At 55.2% G+C, this 16,040-nt stretch carries 17 protein-coding genes; 7 read left to right on the forward strand and 10 right to left on the reverse strand.

Annotated features, from left to right (window positions below; translation table 11 throughout):
* Positions 1–56: 56 nt before the first annotated feature.
* From slyD to kefG, 4 genes are all read right to left on the reverse strand, one after another.
* Entirely contained in the window at positions 57–653 is a 597-nt protein-coding gene (slyD, locus tag F384_RS18290; protein ID WP_046491238.1) for a peptidylprolyl isomerase, read from the reverse strand.
* 94 nt (positions 654–747) lie between these two features.
* The gene (locus tag F384_RS18295) at positions 748–948 is read right to left on the reverse strand and encodes a YheV family putative zinc ribbon protein (protein WP_046491240.1); all 201 of its coding nucleotides are present in this window, start codon (positions 946–948) and stop codon (positions 748–750) included.
* Between the two features lie 9 nt (positions 949–957).
* The gene (gene kefB / locus F384_RS18300; RefSeq protein WP_046491242.1) at positions 958–2,763 is read right to left on the reverse strand and encodes a glutathione-regulated potassium-efflux system protein KefB; all 1,806 of its coding nucleotides are present in this window, start codon (positions 2,761–2,763) and stop codon (positions 958–960) included.
* Positions 2,763–3,314, reverse strand: a complete 552-nt coding sequence (gene kefG / locus F384_RS18305) for a glutathione-regulated potassium-efflux system ancillary protein KefG (protein WP_046491244.1) — start codon at positions 3,312–3,314, stop codon at positions 2,763–2,765. Before kefG ends, kefB begins: the two co-directional genes overlap by 1 nt.
* Positions 3,315–3,451: 137 nt before the next feature.
* Between kefG and F384_RS18310 the strand changes: the two genes are divergently transcribed.
* From F384_RS18310 to F384_RS18325, 4 genes are read left to right on the forward strand one after another with little or no spacing between them, the layout of a single operon-like run.
* The gene (locus F384_RS18310; RefSeq protein WP_046491245.1) at positions 3,452–5,353 is read left to right on the forward strand and encodes an ABC transporter ATP-binding protein; all 1,902 of its coding nucleotides are present in this window, start codon (positions 3,452–3,454) and stop codon (positions 5,351–5,353) included.
* A gap of 5 nt (positions 5,354–5,358) precedes the next feature.
* Positions 5,359–6,375 (forward strand): hydrolase, encoded by a 1,017-nt coding sequence (locus F384_RS18315; protein WP_080949981.1) that lies wholly within the window; start codon positions 5,359–5,361, stop codon positions 6,373–6,375.
* 2 nt (positions 6,376–6,377) lie between these two features.
* A complete protein-coding gene (locus F384_RS18320; RefSeq protein WP_046491246.1) occupies positions 6,378–6,596 on the forward strand; it encodes a YheU family protein in 219 nt (72 codons plus the stop codon).
* 54 nt (positions 6,597–6,650) lie between these two features.
* Positions 6,651–7,520, forward strand: a complete 870-nt coding sequence (locus F384_RS18325; RefSeq protein WP_046491247.1) for a phosphoribulokinase — start codon at positions 6,651–6,653, stop codon at positions 7,518–7,520.
* Positions 7,521–7,608: 88 nt separating this feature from the next.
* On the opposite strand, the gene F384_RS18330 is transcribed toward F384_RS18325, so the two are convergent.
* Entirely contained in the window at positions 7,609–8,013 is a 405-nt protein-coding gene (locus tag F384_RS18330) for an OsmC family protein (protein WP_046491248.1), read from the reverse strand.
* Between the two features lie 307 nt (positions 8,014–8,320).
* Between F384_RS18330 and crp the strand changes: the two genes are divergently transcribed.
* Positions 8,321–8,953, forward strand: a complete 633-nt coding sequence (gene crp / locus F384_RS18335) for a cAMP-activated global transcriptional regulator CRP (protein WP_000242758.1) — start codon at positions 8,321–8,323, stop codon at positions 8,951–8,953.
* Positions 8,954–9,004: 51 nt separating this feature from the next.
* Entirely contained in the window at positions 9,005–11,092 is a 2,088-nt protein-coding gene (locus F384_RS18340; RefSeq protein WP_046491289.1) for a YccS/YhfK family putative transporter, read from the forward strand.
* Between the two features lie 86 nt (positions 11,093–11,178).
* On the opposite strand, the gene argD is transcribed toward F384_RS18340, so the two are convergent.
* The 5 genes from argD to ppiA all read right to left on the reverse strand — a co-directional run bounded on the left by argD (position 11,179) and on the right by ppiA (position 14,517).
* Positions 11,179–12,396 (reverse strand): bifunctional acetylornithine/succinyldiaminopimelate transaminase, encoded by a 1,218-nt coding sequence (gene argD / locus F384_RS18345; RefSeq protein WP_046491291.1) that lies wholly within the window; start codon positions 12,394–12,396, stop codon positions 11,179–11,181.
* A gap of 85 nt (positions 12,397–12,481) precedes the next feature.
* Positions 12,482–13,045: an aminodeoxychorismate synthase component 2 gene (gene pabA, locus F384_RS18350; protein ID WP_046491293.1), complete on the reverse strand. Its 564-nt coding sequence runs from the start codon at positions 13,043–13,045 to the stop codon at positions 12,482–12,484.
* 31 nt (positions 13,046–13,076) lie between these two features.
* On the reverse strand, positions 13,077–13,679 hold the full coding sequence (locus F384_RS18355; RefSeq protein WP_046491295.1) for a putative adenosine monophosphate-protein transferase Fic: 603 nt from the start codon (positions 13,677–13,679) through the stop codon (positions 13,077–13,079).
* Complete coding sequence (locus F384_RS28040; RefSeq protein WP_052746956.1) at positions 13,669–13,836, reverse strand: YhfG family protein; 168 nt, start codon at positions 13,834–13,836, stop codon at positions 13,669–13,671. Before F384_RS28040 ends, F384_RS18355 begins: the two co-directional genes overlap by 11 nt.
* A gap of 108 nt (positions 13,837–13,944) precedes the next feature.
* Positions 13,945–14,517, reverse strand: coding sequence for a peptidylprolyl isomerase A (gene ppiA / locus F384_RS18360; RefSeq protein ID WP_046491297.1), 573 nt, complete (start codon positions 14,515–14,517; stop codon positions 13,945–13,947).
* 266 nt (positions 14,518–14,783) lie between these two features.
* Between ppiA and tsgA the strand changes: the two genes are divergently transcribed.
* Entirely contained in the window at positions 14,784–15,965 is a 1,182-nt protein-coding gene (tsgA, locus tag F384_RS18365; protein ID WP_046491300.1) for an MFS transporter TsgA, read from the forward strand.
* Positions 15,966–16,040 lie beyond the last annotated feature (75 nt).

Below are 16,040 nucleotides of genomic sequence, written 5' to 3' on the forward strand. Positions count from 1 at the left end.
CATTCCAATGAACCCGTAGGCCTGATAAGCGTAGCGCCATCAGGCATTATGAGCTTTTAGTGGCAACCGCAGCCGCCGTTGCCTTTACCGCCGCCACCGCAGCAGCCTTCGCCGCCGTGCTCGTGACCGTGGTCATGGCCGTGACCGCCGCAGCAGCCGTCGTGATCGTGGTCATGGTCGTGACCGTGCTCACCGTGAACGTGACCATGAGCCAGTTCTTCTTCGGTCGCTTCGCGGATCGCTACAACTTCAACGTTGAACTTCAGATTCTGACCCGCCAGCATGTGGTTGCCATCAACCACAACGTGGTCGTCTTCCACTTCGGTAATTTCTACCGGTACCGGACCCTGGTCAGTTTCAGCCAGGAAACGCATGCCAACCTGCAGTTCATCAACGCCCATGAAGACGTCTTTAGGCACGCGCTGCACCAGATTTTCGTCATACTGACCGTAAGCGTCGTTCGCGCCTACCGCAACATCGAATTTGTCGCCAACATCGTGACCTTCCAGCGCTGTTTCCAGGCCAGAGATCAGGGAACCGTGACCATGCAGGTAGTCCAGCGGCGCACTCACCGGAGACTCATCAACCAACACACCGTCTTCTGTACGTACCTGATAGGCCAGGCTGACCACCAGGTCTTTTGCTACTTTCATGATATCTCCTGAGCGTGGGAAAATTGCTGGCGCAGATTGTAGCGGAAATCTGCACCTGTGTACCCCTTAGCTTAAAAAATCTCGGGCCATATCGCTAGTCTGGATGAAAGATCCCGATCACTTGCTCTTCTTTGCGCACGTGATCGCGGACGTCTTTATCCGCTTCCCGCATCTGATGTCCGCACTTAACACATTCAACAATATCGATATTATTCTCGCGCCACATCGCCAGAGAATCCTGCGCCTGGCAGGAAGGGCATTTCGCCCCTGCAATAAAACGTTTACGGATTGCCATACTTATCCTCTATTCGAATTCATCCCAGCCATCCAGTTGGCGTCGCTCTTGTTGCATCTCGCGCTGGAAAATCTCCTCCAGCTCGCGTCTGGCTTCTCTGGCGCGAGAGATTTGTACCGTATCGGCATGCATCGGAATGAGCTCCCTCAACATCCGCATATCCAGCCGACGGAAATGCAGTTGCGCCCGCTGCGCCTGGTGGGGATGCATCCCCAACGACACCAGCGTTTTGCGTCCCAACTCCAGTGCGCTGGAGAAGGTCTCACGGGAAAACTGCGCGACCCCCGCCTGTAATAACTCATGTGCTTCGACACGTCCGCGCGCTCGCGCAAGAATATGCAAATGCGGGAAATGCTGTTGGCAAATTTCCACCAGCTTCATCGTATCTTCCGGCTCATTACAGGTAATGACGATGGATTCTGCTGCCTCAGCGCCGGCAGAACGCAGCAGATCCACCTGCGTCGCATCGCCGTAATAGACCTTATAACCGTATTTGCGCATCAGATTCACCGCACTGATGTCCCGCTCCAGCACGGTAATGCGCATTTTATTCGCCATTAGCAAACGACCGATGACCTGACCAAAACGGCCAAAGCCCACCACGATGACCTGCGGCTTGTCATCCTCGACCCACGGCATTTCATCTTCTTCATCCGGACCGTTAAGCTGGCGAGAAAGCCATTTGTCGATAAGCCTCATCAGCATCGGCGTGGTCATCATCGACAACGTGACGGTCACCAGCAGAAGCGCCATCTGATCGCCCTGAAACAGCCGCTGCGACGACGCGGTCGAGAACAGCACAAAGGCAAACTCGCCCCCCTGGCTCAACACGCCAGCAAACTGCATTCTTTCAGAACTGCGCAGACCGTACAGTCGCGCCAGCAGATAAAGTACCAGCGTTTTGACCGCCACCAGTACCACCACGCTTGCCACGACCCACAGCAGATGGGTGTACAGCACGCCCAGATTGAGCGACATGCCGACCGAAATAAAGAAAAGCCCCAGCAGTAGTCCTTTGAACGGATCGATCGCGGTTTCCAGCTCATGCCGGTATTCGCTTTCCGCTAACAGTACCCCCGCGATAAACGTGCCGAGCGCCATCGATAGCCCCAGCGCATCCATAAACAGTGCCGATCCCAACACCAACAGCAGCGTGGCGGCGGTAAACACTTCGCGCACGCCGGACGCGGCAATAAACCGGAACACCGGGCGCAACAGATAGCGTCCGCCAATCAGCATGCCGGCAAACGCCAGCACCTTCATGCCAATTTTCATCCAGTCAAAGTGTTCATCCGCTGAACCGGCTAACAGCGGCACCAGCGCGAGCGCCGGGATCACCGCCAGATCCTGGAACAGTAAAACCGAAAAGCCCAATTGCCCGGATTCGCTGCGGTTCATCCCTTTTTCGCGCATCAATTGCAGCGCCATCGCGGTTGACGACATCGCGAGGCCTATCCCGCCAACGACCGCCGCCTGCCATGAGAAATCGGTCAACATCAGCAGTCCGGCCAACAGCGCCGCGCTTAGCAAAACCTGCGCCGCCCCAACGCCAAAGATAGAACGTCGAAGCTGCCAGAGTTTCGACGGATTCAGCTCCAGCCCGATGATAAACATCAGAAATACAACGCCCAGCTCGGAGAAGTGGAGAATTTCATCCACGTCGCTGATGAACCCCAGTCCCCACGGACCGATGGCAATCCCCGCGAGCAAATAGCCCAACACGGCGCCAATACCCAGCCGCGATGCCAGAGGCACCGCAGCCACCGCCGCGAAGAGAAACAGCACTCCTGCAGTCAATAAATCGGAACCTTCCATCAGCGGCCTCCCACAGGAACGGGATGGGCAAGCCAGTCGCCATACGCTTTTGCATGGCTTTCCAGCTCCTGCGCGCTTTGTCGTCTGGCCCAGTAGATAATAATGGGACTCAGCCAGTGCATCCGGCACATTCCTGCCGTCAGTTCGAATGGCCGCAATACATCGCTCATTGGATAACGGTTCAGCGCGTCATAGCGATAGGCGCTCTCTGGTTCGCCGGTGGTGATGACGCTGCGCCAGTACTTTCCCGCAAGCTGATTTCCCCCAGGGCCGCTGGCAAAGCCACGGCTCAATACGCGATCCATCCACTCTTTGAGCAGCGCCGGACAGCTATAGGTGTACAGCGGATGCTGAAACACGATCACGTCATGTTCACGCAGTAACGCCTGCTCATGCGGGATATCGATAAAAAAATCAGGATAGTGCGCATAGAGATCGTGCACCGTAACGTTGCTGAGCTGCGTGGCCGGCTTAAGCAGTACCCGGTTTGCCACCGAGTCCTGAGATTCCGGATGGGCATACAGCAGCAAGACCTTTGCTGGCTGAGACATCATCCCCCTCCCGGTTTTGTTTCTGTTTTTGTGTATAGTCGTCGTTTTGGGCTACCATTGCGGCCCGGTGCGGAAAATGGCCCACACCTTACATTATCATAATGATAAATTAACATAGTCTGAACATACGGCGCCTTATGATTGTTTTCTCCTCGTTACAAATTCGTCGCGGCGTGCGCGTCTTACTGGACAATGCCACTGCCACTATCAATCCGGGCCAGAAAGTCGGTCTGGTGGGCAAGAACGGCTGCGGGAAATCTACCCTGCTGGCATTGCTGAAAAATGAAATCAGCGCAGATGCCGGTGGTTTTACCTTCCCCGGTAGCTGGCAACTGGCATGGGTAAATCAGGAAACGCCTGCTCTGCCCCAGCCCGCGCTGGAATATGTCATTGACGGCGACCGCGAATATCGTCAACTGGAAGCGCAGTTGCATGACGCCAACGAACGTAACGATGGACACGCCATTGCCACCGTCCACGGCAAGCTGGATGCCATCGACGCCTGGACCGTGCGCTCCCGCGCCGCCAGCCTGTTGCATGGTCTCGGCTTCTCCAATGAACAACTGGAACGTCCGGTCAGCGACTTTTCCGGCGGCTGGCGTATGCGTCTCAACCTGGCCCAGGCGTTGATTTGTCGTTCCGATCTCCTCCTGCTCGATGAACCGACCAACCACCTCGATCTGGATGCGGTTATCTGGCTGGAAAAATGGCTGAAGAGCTATCAGGGCACTCTGATTCTGATCTCCCACGACCGTGACTTCCTCGATCCGGTGGTGGATAAAATCATTCATATCGAACAGCAAACCCTGTTCGAGTACACCGGCAACTACAGCGCGTTTGAGATTCAGCGTGCCACGCGTCTGGCCCAACAGCAGGCGATGTACGAAAGCCAGCAGGAGCGCGTGGCACATCTGCAAAGCTATATCGATCGCTTCCGCGCCAAAGCCACGAAAGCGAAACAGGCGCAGAGCCGTATCAAGATGCTGGAACGCATGGAGCTGATTGCCCCGGCGCATGTCGACAACCCATTCCATTTCAGCTTCCGCGCGCCGGAGAGCCTACCCAACCCACTGCTGAAAATGGAGAAAGTGAGCGCCGGTTATGGTGAACGCATCATCCTGGACTCGATCAAACTGAACCTGGTGCCGGGTTCACGCATTGGTCTGCTGGGACGCAACGGTGCGGGTAAATCCACGCTCATCAAACTGTTGGCGGGTGAACTGGCTCCCGTCAGCGGTGAAATCGGCCTGGCGAAAGGCATCAAACTCGGTTACTTCGCCCAGCATCAGCTCGAGTATTTGCGGGCGGATGAGTCGCCGTTGCAGCATCTGGTGCGACTGGCGCCACAGGAGCTGGAACAGAAATTGCGCGACTATCTCGGCGGCTTCGGCTTCCAGGGTGATAAAGTCAGCGAAGAGACACGTCGTTTCTCCGGTGGCGAAAAAGCGCGACTGGTGCTGGCGCTGATCGTCTGGCAGCGTCCTAATTTGCTGCTGCTCGATGAACCGACCAACCACCTTGATCTCGACATGCGCCAGGCACTGACCGAAGCGTTGATCGACTTTGAAGGGGCGCTGGTTGTCGTTTCGCACGACCGCCATTTGCTGCGCTCCACGACCGACGATCTGTATCTGGTGCATGATCGTAAAGTCGAGCCGTTTGATGGCGATCTGGAAGATTATCAGCAGTGGTTAAGCGATGTACAAAAGCAGGAAAACCAACCTGACGACGCAGCAAAAGAGAACGTCAACAGCGCGCAGGCGCGTAAAGATCAGAAGCGTCGTGAAGCCGAACTGCGAACGCAAACCCAGCCGCTGCGTAAGGAAATAGCCCGTCTGGAAAAAGAGATGGAGAAGCTGAACGCACAGCTGGCGCAGGCTGAAGAAAAACTGGGCGACAGCGAACTTTACGACCAGAGCCGCAAGGCCGAGCTGACGGAATGTCTGCAACAGCAGGCCAGCGCCAAAGCCGGGCTGGAATCATGTGAAATGGCCTGGCTTGAGGCCCAGGAACAGCTCGAGCAGATGCTGAGTGAGTAACGGTGATGACACACGTAATCCTTCACGACCCTGAGATGCCAAATGGCAGCAGTGACGAATTCCGCCCGATGCGCGGTATCAGTAATCGCCATCTGCAAACGATGCTCCCACGCCTGATCCGGCGAAAGGTGAATTTCGACGCCCACTGGCAGCGTCTGGAATTGCCCGATGGCGACTTTGTCGATCTGGCATGGAGTGAAGATCCGCATCAGGCGAAGCACAAGCCGCGCCTGGTGGTCTTTCATGGTCTGGAAGGTAGCCTGAACAGTCCGTACGCGCATGGTCTGATTGAGGCGGCAAAGAATCGTGGCTGGCTTGGCGTGGTGATGCACTTTCGCGGCTGTAGCGGCGAGCCCAATCGCCTGAATCGCATTTATCACTCGGGCGAAACCGAAGACGGGACCTGGTTCTTAGGCTGGTTACAGCGGGAATTAGGCCATGCGCCGACGGCCGCCGTGGGCTATTCGCTTGGCGGAAACATGCTGGCGTGTCTGCTGGCAAAAGAAGGAAAAAACATCCCACTCGACGCGGCAGTCATTGTCTCCGCTCCCTTTGTGCTGGAAGCCTGCAGCTACCATATGGATAAAGGCTTTTCCCGCGTTTATCAGCGCTATCTGCTCAACCTGCTGAAGGCTAACGCGTCACGCAAGCTGGCAGCCTATCCCGGTTCGCTGCCGGTGAGTCTGGCGCAGTTGAAATCCCTGCGCCGTATCCGCGAGTTTGACGATCTCATCACCGCCAAAATTCACGGTTTCGCCGATGCTATCGACTACTATCGTCAGTGTAGCGCAATGCCCTTGCTCAGTGACATCGCCATTCCGACGCTTATCATCCACGCGAAAGATGACCCATTTATGGACAGTCATGTGATCCCCAAAGCGGAAGATTTACCGCCGCAGGTGGAATATCAGTTAACTGAACACGGCGGCCACGTCGGGTTTATCGGCGGGACATTGCGTCGGCCCCAAATGTGGCTTGAGTCGCGCATTCCTGACTGGCTGACACCGTACCTGGAGGCATAACCATGCAGATCCCCTGGCAAGACCTTTCCCCCGAAACGCTGGATAATCTGATCGAAAGCTTTGTGTTGCGCGAAGGCACCGATTATGGTGAACATGAACGTACCCTTGAGCAAAAAGTCGCCGACGTTAAACGCCAGTTACAGTGTGGAGAAGCGATTCTGGTGTGGTCTGAGTTGCACGAAACCGTCAACATCATGCCACGCAAATCATTTCGCGAATAACCCGCACGCTATCGGCCGACTATAATAAAAAATCAATTTATTGATGGAGTTAACATGTCTGCCAAACATCCGGTGATAGCGGTAACAGGATCCAGCGGCGCGGGGACCACCACCACCAGCCTCGCGTTTCGTAAAATTTTTGCGCAGCTCAACCTGCGCGCCGCCGAGGTGGAAGGCGACAGTTTTCATCGCTATACCCGTCCGGAAATGGATATGGCGATCCGCAAGGCGCGCGATGCCGGACGCCACATCAGCTATTTTGGCCCCGACGCTAATGACTTCGGTCTGCTGGAACAGACGTTTGTTGAGTACGGTCAGACGGGCAAAGGCCAGTCGCGAAAATATCTGCATACCTACGATGAAGCCGTCCCGTGGAACCAGGTGCCGGGGACGTTCACTCCGTGGCAACCCCTGCCGGAACCCACCGACGTGCTGTTCTATGAAGGCCTGCACGGCGGCGTCGTCACGCCGCAGCATGAGGTCGCAAGCCATGTTGACCTGCTGGTCGGCGTTGTCCCCATCGTTAACCTGGAATGGATCCAGAAACTGATCCGTGATACCAGCGAGCGAGGCCATTCTCGTGAAGCGGTGATGGATTCCGTGGTGCGTTCGATGGACGACTATATCAACTACATTACGCCGCAGTTCTCCCGCACCCACATCAACTTTCAGCGCGTCCCTACCGTTGACACGTCAAACCCATTTGCGGCCAAAGGCATTCCGTCACTGGATGAAAGCTTTGTGGTGATTCATTTCCGCAATCTGGAAGGGATCGATTTCCCCTGGCTGCTGGCGATGCTGCAGGGGTCATTCATTTCCCACATCAATACCCTGGTGGTACCTGGCGGTAAAATGGGGCTGGCCATGGAACTGATTATGTTGCCGTTGGTACAACGACTGATGGAAGGGAAAAAAATCGAGTAAGGTAAGATTTTGCCGGATGGCGACGTTGCGTTATCCGGCCTACTCCTGTCGTAGGCCTGATAAGCGCAGCGCCATCAGGCAAGAAACATCAGGCAGCAATCACTTCATACGAATGGGTAATATTGACCGCTTTTCCCAGCATCAACGCCACGGAGCAATACTTCTCGGCGGAGAGATCAACCGCACGCGAAACGGCGGCATCTTTCAGGTCGTGACCCGTGACAATAAAATGCAGATTGATGTGGGTGAACAGGCGTGGCGCCTCTTCGCGACGTTCTGAAGTCAGTTTCACTTCGCAGTTCGTCACATCCTGACGGCCTTTTTGCAGAATAGAAACCACGTCAATGGCGCTGCACCCCCCTGCCGCCATCAACACCATTTCCATCGGGCTCGGCGCTTTATCACCGGAGTTACCGTCCATCAAAATCTGGTGACCGGAAGCCGACTCACCAAGGAAGGTTAACCCTTCAACCCATTTAACACGCGCTTGCATATTTGTTAACTCCAGTGCGTCAATTTTCCTGACAGATTACGCGTACATAACAATTCTCGCAACGGAAGGCGACCTCCGTCATGCTGAAGCGAGACACCAGGAGACACACGGCTAAAGCTATGCTAAAACAGTCAGGATGCTACAGTAATACATTGATGTGTTGCATGTATGCAGAGGACTTCACATTAAAGGCTGCAGTTCGTTTTTGACAGCCTCTTCCCAGGACTCGGGAAGCACATTTTTGCAACCCCAGAGACAGCGGATTTTTTTGGCTCTGGAGACAGCTTATAACAGAGGATAATCGCGCATGGTGCTTGGCAAACCGCAAACAGACCCGACACTCGAATGGTTCTTGTCTCATTGCCACATTCATAAGTACCCGTCCAAGAGCACGCTGATTCACCAGGGTGAAAAAGCAGAAACGTTGTACTACATCGTTAAGGGCTCAGTGGCAGTGTTGATTAAAGATGAGGAAGGGAAAGAAATGATCCTTTCTTATCTGAATCAGGGTGATTTCATTGGCGAACTGGGCCTGTTTGAAGAAGGCCAGGAACGTAGCGCATGGGTTCGAGCGAAAACAGCGTGTGAAGTGGCTGAAATTTCCTATAAGAAATTCCGCCAGTTGATCCAGGTGAACCCGGATATTCTGATGCGCCTGTCTTCCCAAATGGCTCGCCGCCTGCAAGTCACTTCAGAGAAAGTCGGTAACCTGGCCTTCCTCGATGTGACCGGTCGTATCGCCCAGACTCTGCTGAATCTGGCGAAACAGCCTGATGCGATGACTCACCCGGACGGTATGCAGATCAAAATCACTCGCCAGGAGATTGGCCAGATCGTTGGCTGCTCTCGTGAAACCGTTGGTCGTATTCTGAAGATGCTGGAAGATCAGAACCTGATCTCCGCTCACGGTAAAACGATCGTCGTTTACGGCACTCGTTAATCTCATCGGAAATGACGCGCTACCCGGTGGCGCGTCATTTTTGTTTTGCCAATGTGGCGCAGACTGATTTATCACCCAGAAATCAACTATGCACTACGTCAAACACTGGTGCTCTGCTTGCCCGTGGCCGTCGGCCTGATCATCGGGCAGTTACATCTGGGCCTGCTCTTCTCTCTCGTTCCCGCCTGCTGCAATATTGCCGGGCTTGATACTCCGCATAAACGCTTTTTCAAACGCCTGATTATCGGTGCGTCGCTGTTTGCTGGCTGTAGCCTGATCATGCAACTGCTGCTGGCGCAGGCGATACCGTTACCCCTGATCCTGACCGGCCTGACGCTCACGCTTGGCGTCACTGCGGAGTTGAGCGCCCTTCACGCCCGCCTGCTTCCGGCCTCGCTGATTGCGGCGATTTTCACACTGAGCCTGGCAGGAAACATGCCTGTCTGGGAGCCTCTGCTGATCTACGCGCTGGGCACGCTATGGTACGGGTTGTTTAACTGGTTCTGGTTTTGGCTCTGGCGTGAGCAGCCGCTTCGCGAATCACTGAGCCTGTTGTACCGGGAACTGGCAGATTACTGCGAAGCCAAATACAGTATGCTGACCCAGCATACTGACCCGGAAAAAGCGTTGCCGCCACTGCTGATGCGCCAGCAGAAAGCGGTCGACCTCATCACCCAATGCTATCAGCAGATGCACATGCTGTCGGCGCATCACAATAATGACTACAAGCGGATGCTGCGCGCTTTTCAGGAAGCACTGGATCTGCAGGAGCATATCTCCGTCAGTCTGCATCAGCCGGAAGAAGTGCAAAAGCTGGTCGAACGCAGCCACGCGGAGCAGGTGATCCGCTGGAATGCGCAAACGGTCGCCGCTCGCCTGCGCGTACTGGCGGATGACATTCTCTATCACCGACTGCCGACGCGGTTTACCATGCAAAAGCAGATTGGCGCGCTGGAAAAAATTGCGAATCAGCATCCGGATAACCCCGTCGGTCAGTTCTGTTACTGGCATTTCAGCCGTATCGCCCGCGTGCTTCGCACCCAGCGGCCACTCTACGCCCGCGATCTGATGGCCGATAAACAGCGTCGGTTACCGCTGCTACCGGCGCTGAAAAACTACCTCTCATTGAAATCTCCGGCGCTGCGTAATGCCGGGCGGATCAGCGTAATGCTCAGCATTGCCAGTCTGATGGGGTCGGCGTTACATCTGCCGAAACCTTACTGGATCCTGATGACCATTCTGTTTGTGACACAAAACGGTTACGGCGCCACCCGCGTGCGTATTTTGCACCGTTCGGCAGGAACGCTGGTGGGGCTGATTATCGCAGGCGTGACGCTGCACTTTCATATTCCTGAAGGGTATACGCTGGCGCTGATGCTGGTGATCACCCTGGTCAGCTATCTGACCATCCGGAAAAACTACGGATGGGCGACGGTAGGATTTACCCTCACCGCGGTGTATACCCTGCAACTCCTGACGCTGGACGGCGAGCAGTTTATTATCCCGCGATTTGTCGATACGGTCATGGGCTGCCTGATTGCGTTTGGGGGGACCGTCTGGCTGTGGCCGCAGTGGCAGAGCGGTCTGTTGCGTAAAAACGCCCATGACGCGCTGGAGGCCGATCAAGAGGCCATTCGCCTGATTCTGAGTAACGATCCGCAACCGACGCCGCTCGCCTGGCAGCGTATGCGGGTCAATCAGGCGCACAACACGCTGTTTAACTCGCTCAATCAGGCGATGCAGGAACCCGGCTTTAACAGCCATTATCTGGAAGAAATGAAGCTGTGGGTGACGCACAGCCAGTTTATCGTCGAGCACATCAATGCCATGACCACGCTGGCGCGCGAGCATACGATGCTGACGCCCGACCTGGCGCAGCGGTATCTGCAATCGTGTGAAATTGCGCTGCAACGCTGTCAACAACGACTGGAGTACGACGGGCCGGGCAGCTCAGGGGATGTGAACATCCTGGAAGCGCCAGAGATGCTCACCCACGGACCGTCAAGTACCCTGGAACAGCATCTACAGCGTGTTATCGGTCACCTGAACACTATGCATACCATCTCGTCCGTGGCATGGCGTCAGCGGCCGCACCACGGAATCTGGCTCAGCCGCCGGTTGCGGGATATGCGGGGTTAACACTGATTGCCGGATGGCGGCGTAACGCCTTATCCGGCCTACAGACGTTTGTAGGCCTGATAAGCGCAGCGCCATCAGGCAAACCGTTAACCGACAACCTTCGCAACAGCGTCAGCAAAACGCCGCATCCCTTCGTCGATATCCGCCTCTTCCACCACCAGCGATGGCGCAAAGCGCATCACGTCCGGACCGGCATTCAACACCATTACGCCGGCATCCGCCGCCGCATAGAGGAAATCACGCGCGCGTCCTTTGTACTGCGGTTGCAACTCGGCGCCAATCAACAGGCCCATGCCGCGAATGTCGCTGAACACATGGTACTGCTCATCAATCTGTTGCAGATGTTGAACAAATTTCTGCCGTTTCGCCACCACGCCGCCCAGCACATCCGGGGTGTTGATGATGTCGAACGCCGCCTCCGCCACCGCACAGGCCAGCGGGTTACCGCCGTAGGTTGATCCATGAGAGCCGACGTGAAACGCTGAGGCGATCTCCTGAGTCGTTAATACCGCGCTCACCGGGAAACCGCCGCCCAGGGCTTTCGCACTGGTGAGAATATCCGGCGTCACGCCGTAGTGCATATAAGCAAACAGGTCGCCGGTGCGCCCCATCCCGCATTGCACTTCATCAAACACCAACAGCGCCTGATGCTGATCGCAGAGGTCACGCAAACCTTGCAGGAACGCCGGCGTCGCGGCCAGAACGCCGCCCTCGCCCTGCACCGGTTCAACCACGACCGCGCAGGTATGGTCGTCCATCACCGCTTTCACCGCGTGGAGATCGTTAAACGGAACGTGGATGATATCCGCCGGTTTTGGTCCAAAGCCATCGGAATACTTCGGCTGCCCCCCCACGGTAACGGTAAACAACGAGCGACCGTGGAACGCATTATGAAAGGCAATGATTTTAGTTTTAAACGGGCTATGGCGCACACAGGCATAATGACGCGCCAGCTTGAACGCCGTTTCGTTGGCTTCGGTCCCGGAGTTCATGAACAGCACGCGTTCGGCAAAAGTGGCGTCGATAATTTTTCGCCCCAGACGCAGTGCAGGTTCGTTGGTGAAAACGTTACTGGTATGCCAGAGCGTTTCGCCCTGGGTTTTCAGAGCCTCCACCAGCGCCGGATGGCAATGTCCCAGCGCAGTCACCGCAATCCCGCCCGCGAAATCAACGTAATCCTTGCCCTGCTGATCCCAGACCCGGCTGCCTTTTCCTTTTACCGGAATAAACTCCGCCGGTGCATAAATTGGCAGAATGACTTCATCGAAAGTTGCCCGGGTTACTGCATTTTGTTCAGTTGCCATCTCATGACCATCCAGTTATGCATAAATGAATGTGAAAATATAATCACAAAATATGCATAAAAAATCATAAGATAGCAACCACAAATCACCGACTGAGGAAATTTGCCAGCAGCTGATGGCCCTGTTCGCTGAGAATACTTTCCGGATGAAACTGCACGCCCTCCAGATCCCACGTTGTATGGCGGATCCCCATGATCTCCTGCGTTTCGCTCCAGGCGGTCACCTCAAAGCAGTCGGGAAGCGTGGCGGGATCGATAAGAAGCGAATGATAACGGGTGACGGTAAGGGGGTTAGTTAATCCCTGAAACACGCCCTGTCCCGTGTGGCGGATGGGTGACGTTTTTCCGTGCATCACTTTAGCGGCACGCACGATGGTTGCGCCAAATGCCTGCGCCATCGCCTGATGCCCCAGACAAACCCCCAGTATCGGCAAACGCCCGGCGTAATGGCGAATCACATCCAGCGAAATTCCGGCATCATCCGGGGTGCAGGGACCGGGCGAAATGACGATTTTTTGCGGCTTCAGCGCATCGATCTGCGACAGCGTCAATTCATCATTGCGCTTAACCTGCACGTCAGCGCCCAGCTCGCAAAAATACTGGTAGAGGTTCCAGGTGAAAGAATCGTAGTTGTCGATAAGCAGGATCATGGCGGCTCCGGTCCAGGAAAACCGCGCTATTCTACTCAGTTTCCTCGGCTTCGCTTACCCCTTTACGAAATATCGCCTGTAATGCGCTAAGGTCGCCCATCGCCCCTTCCTGATTCGCCCGATTCCACTCCGCCACCGGAACATCCCTCCAGCGAAGAAGATAACCGGCATGAACAGCCAGTTGTTCAAAGAAAATCCGCTGCGCCATGCCGCTGCCAAGACGAAACGGATGCAGAACGTTGATCTCACAGTAATAATGCGCAAGGCGATTGACGAATTTCTCTTTCGGCAGCCCTATCAGATAGCCTTCTTCTTCCAGATCCTGCATCAGGGCATTGCCCTCTTTTTCGATGTAAGCGAAGTGGCAGAAGCGGGTATCCCCCTGGTAGATATCCACTTCACGCAGGTGACCTGCCCAGTCAAAAACGTCCTGGTAAAGCTGACGATGGATAGCACACAGGTGAGGCAAGCCGCGCTTCGACGGCCCCAGTTCGATGGTCGCCGCACGCAGCGCGGTGAGTTCGTACGCGGCCTGCTCCAGACGCTCAACCTGGTGGATCCCCAGACGGTTACGCATCACGTTCAGTCCGGGGTAGAGATACGGATCGCGGTCGTCGCCGATTTTAGCGCTCATAGTGCCTCCGGAGTTCTTCCAGACGCGCCAGCGCCTCTGTGGCGTTAAGCGTGATTAGCGGCTGTTCGACGCCCTCAAGACGGCGACTGGCCTGAAAATTCACATTTCGCAGTTGTTCCCAGAGCCGGGATTTTTGCCTGTCGGTGAGTTTTTTCACATTACGCCTCCCTGATTGTTCCGTGTTTGCCACAAGTATAAGCAGCAAAACGCAGTTGCGCAGGGAGGATGAAACGACGCGGGCCTGCAATGCCCGCGCGGGAAAGGATTACGGCAGAACTTTTGCGGAGAGGATAACCACCGGTTTTGACGGCACATTCTGGTAAGGGCCAACATCATGGGTCGGAACCTGGGAGATCTTATCAGCCACGTCCATCCCTTTCACAACTTTACCAAATACGGCATAACCGAAGTCACGCTGGCCGTGATCGAGGAAGGCGTTATCCGCTACGTTGATAAAGAACTGGCTGGTCGCGCTGTCTTTATCAGCAGTACGCGCCATCGCGATGGTGCCGCGCGTGTTGCGCAGGCCGTTGTCGGCTTCGTTTTTAATCGGAGGATTGGGTTTCTTCTGCTGCATCTGCTCGGTGAAACCACCGCCCTGGACCATGAAGCCCGGGATCACGCGGTGAAACGTGGTGTTGTTATAGAAACCGCTGTTCACATAATCGACAAAGTTTTGCACTGAAACAGGCGCTTTCTGGCTATTCAGTTCCAGTTCAATATTACCTGCAGAGGTTGTCAGCAAAACGTGCGGATCCCCTTTTGCCGCCAACGCTGCGGGAGAGAGAGCAGAAAGGGCGAAAACAGCTGCAACAGCCGCCAGGGTCGATTTGAGCATGAGATTTCCTTTAGGAGAGCGGTAACAAAAACCAGTGGTTTGATTCTAAAGAGCCTTCAGGGACAAGGCCATCCCTTTACCTAATTTTACGTACCAGAAACATCTGTAACGTCGATGGGCTTACTCAATATTGTGATTTTGATCACATTGAAAGGTGCAACAAAGTCAGAAGTTGCCAATAAACATTTAAATGAATCACTAAAACGCCTAAAATCTGCCCGCTCATAGCGCTGTCAACGCGCTTTACTTCCATTTACAGGCCAGTCATGACTAACAGCAATCGTATCAAGCTCACATGGATTAGCTTTCTCTCCTACGCCCTCACCGGTGCGTTGGTTATTGTCACCGGGATGGTGATGGGAAACATCGCAGAGTATTTCCATCTGCCGGTTTCCAGTATGAGTAATACCTTCACCTTCCTGAACGCCGGTATTTTGATCTCCATTTTCCTCAATGCCTGGCTGATGGAAATCGTCCCGTTGAAAACGCAGTTGCGTTTCGGCTTTATCCTGATGGTGCTGGCCGTGGCGGGACTGATGTTCAGCCATAGCCTGGCCCTGTTCTCCGCCGCAATGTTTGTACTGGGACTGGTCAGCGGGATCACGATGTCGATTGGTACGTTCCTGATTACACAGATGTACGAAGGCCGTCAGCGCGGCTCTCGTCTGTTGTTCACCGACTCCTTTTTCAGTATGGCCGGGATGATCTTCCCGATGGTCGCCGCGTTCCTGCTGGCGCGCAGCATCGAGTGGTACTGGGTGTACGCCTGCATCGGTCTGGTCTATGTGGCTATTTTCCTTCTGACCTTCGGCTGTGAATTCCCGCCGCTGGGCAAACACGCGCCGCAGAGCGACACGCCGGCCGTGAAAGAGAAATGGGGTATCGGCGTGCTGTTCCTGTCAGTCGCCGCGCTGTGTTACATCCTTGGCCAGTTGGGCTTTATCTCCTGGGTACCTGAGTACGCGAAAGGGCTGGGGATGAGCCTGAACGACGCCGGCACGCTGGTCAGCAACTTCTGGATGTCGTACATGTTCGGGATGTGGGCCTTCAGCTTCATTCTGCGTTTCTTCGACTTACAGCGTATTCTGACCGTGCTGGCCGCCCTGGCTACCGTACTGATGTACCTGTTCATCACCGGTACGCCTGAACATATGCCGTGGTTTATTCTGGCACTGGGCTTCTTCTCGAGCGCCATCTATACCACCATTATCACCCTGGGTTCGCAGCAGACCCGAGTGGCCTCGCCAAAACTGGTTAACTTCGTACTGACCTGTGGCACCATCGGCACCATGCTGACGTTTGTCGTTACCGGCCCTATCGTGGCGCATAGCGGTCCTCAGGCCGCCCTGCTTACCGCGAATGGCCTGTACGCCATCGTCTTCGTCATGTGCTTCATCCTGGGCTTTGTCACTCGCCATCGCCAGCACGACGCCCCGACTGCACCGTAATGTTCTTTGCCGGATGACGACGCGTTGCGTCTTATCCGGCCTACGCAAGGTGATCCTCTTTCCATGCCGGATAAG

The sequence above is a fragment of the Citrobacter amalonaticus Y19 genome (assembly GCF_000981805.1).
In the GTDB taxonomy this organism is placed as follows: Bacteria; Pseudomonadota; Gammaproteobacteria; order Enterobacterales; family Enterobacteriaceae; genus Citrobacter_A; species Citrobacter_A amalonaticus_C.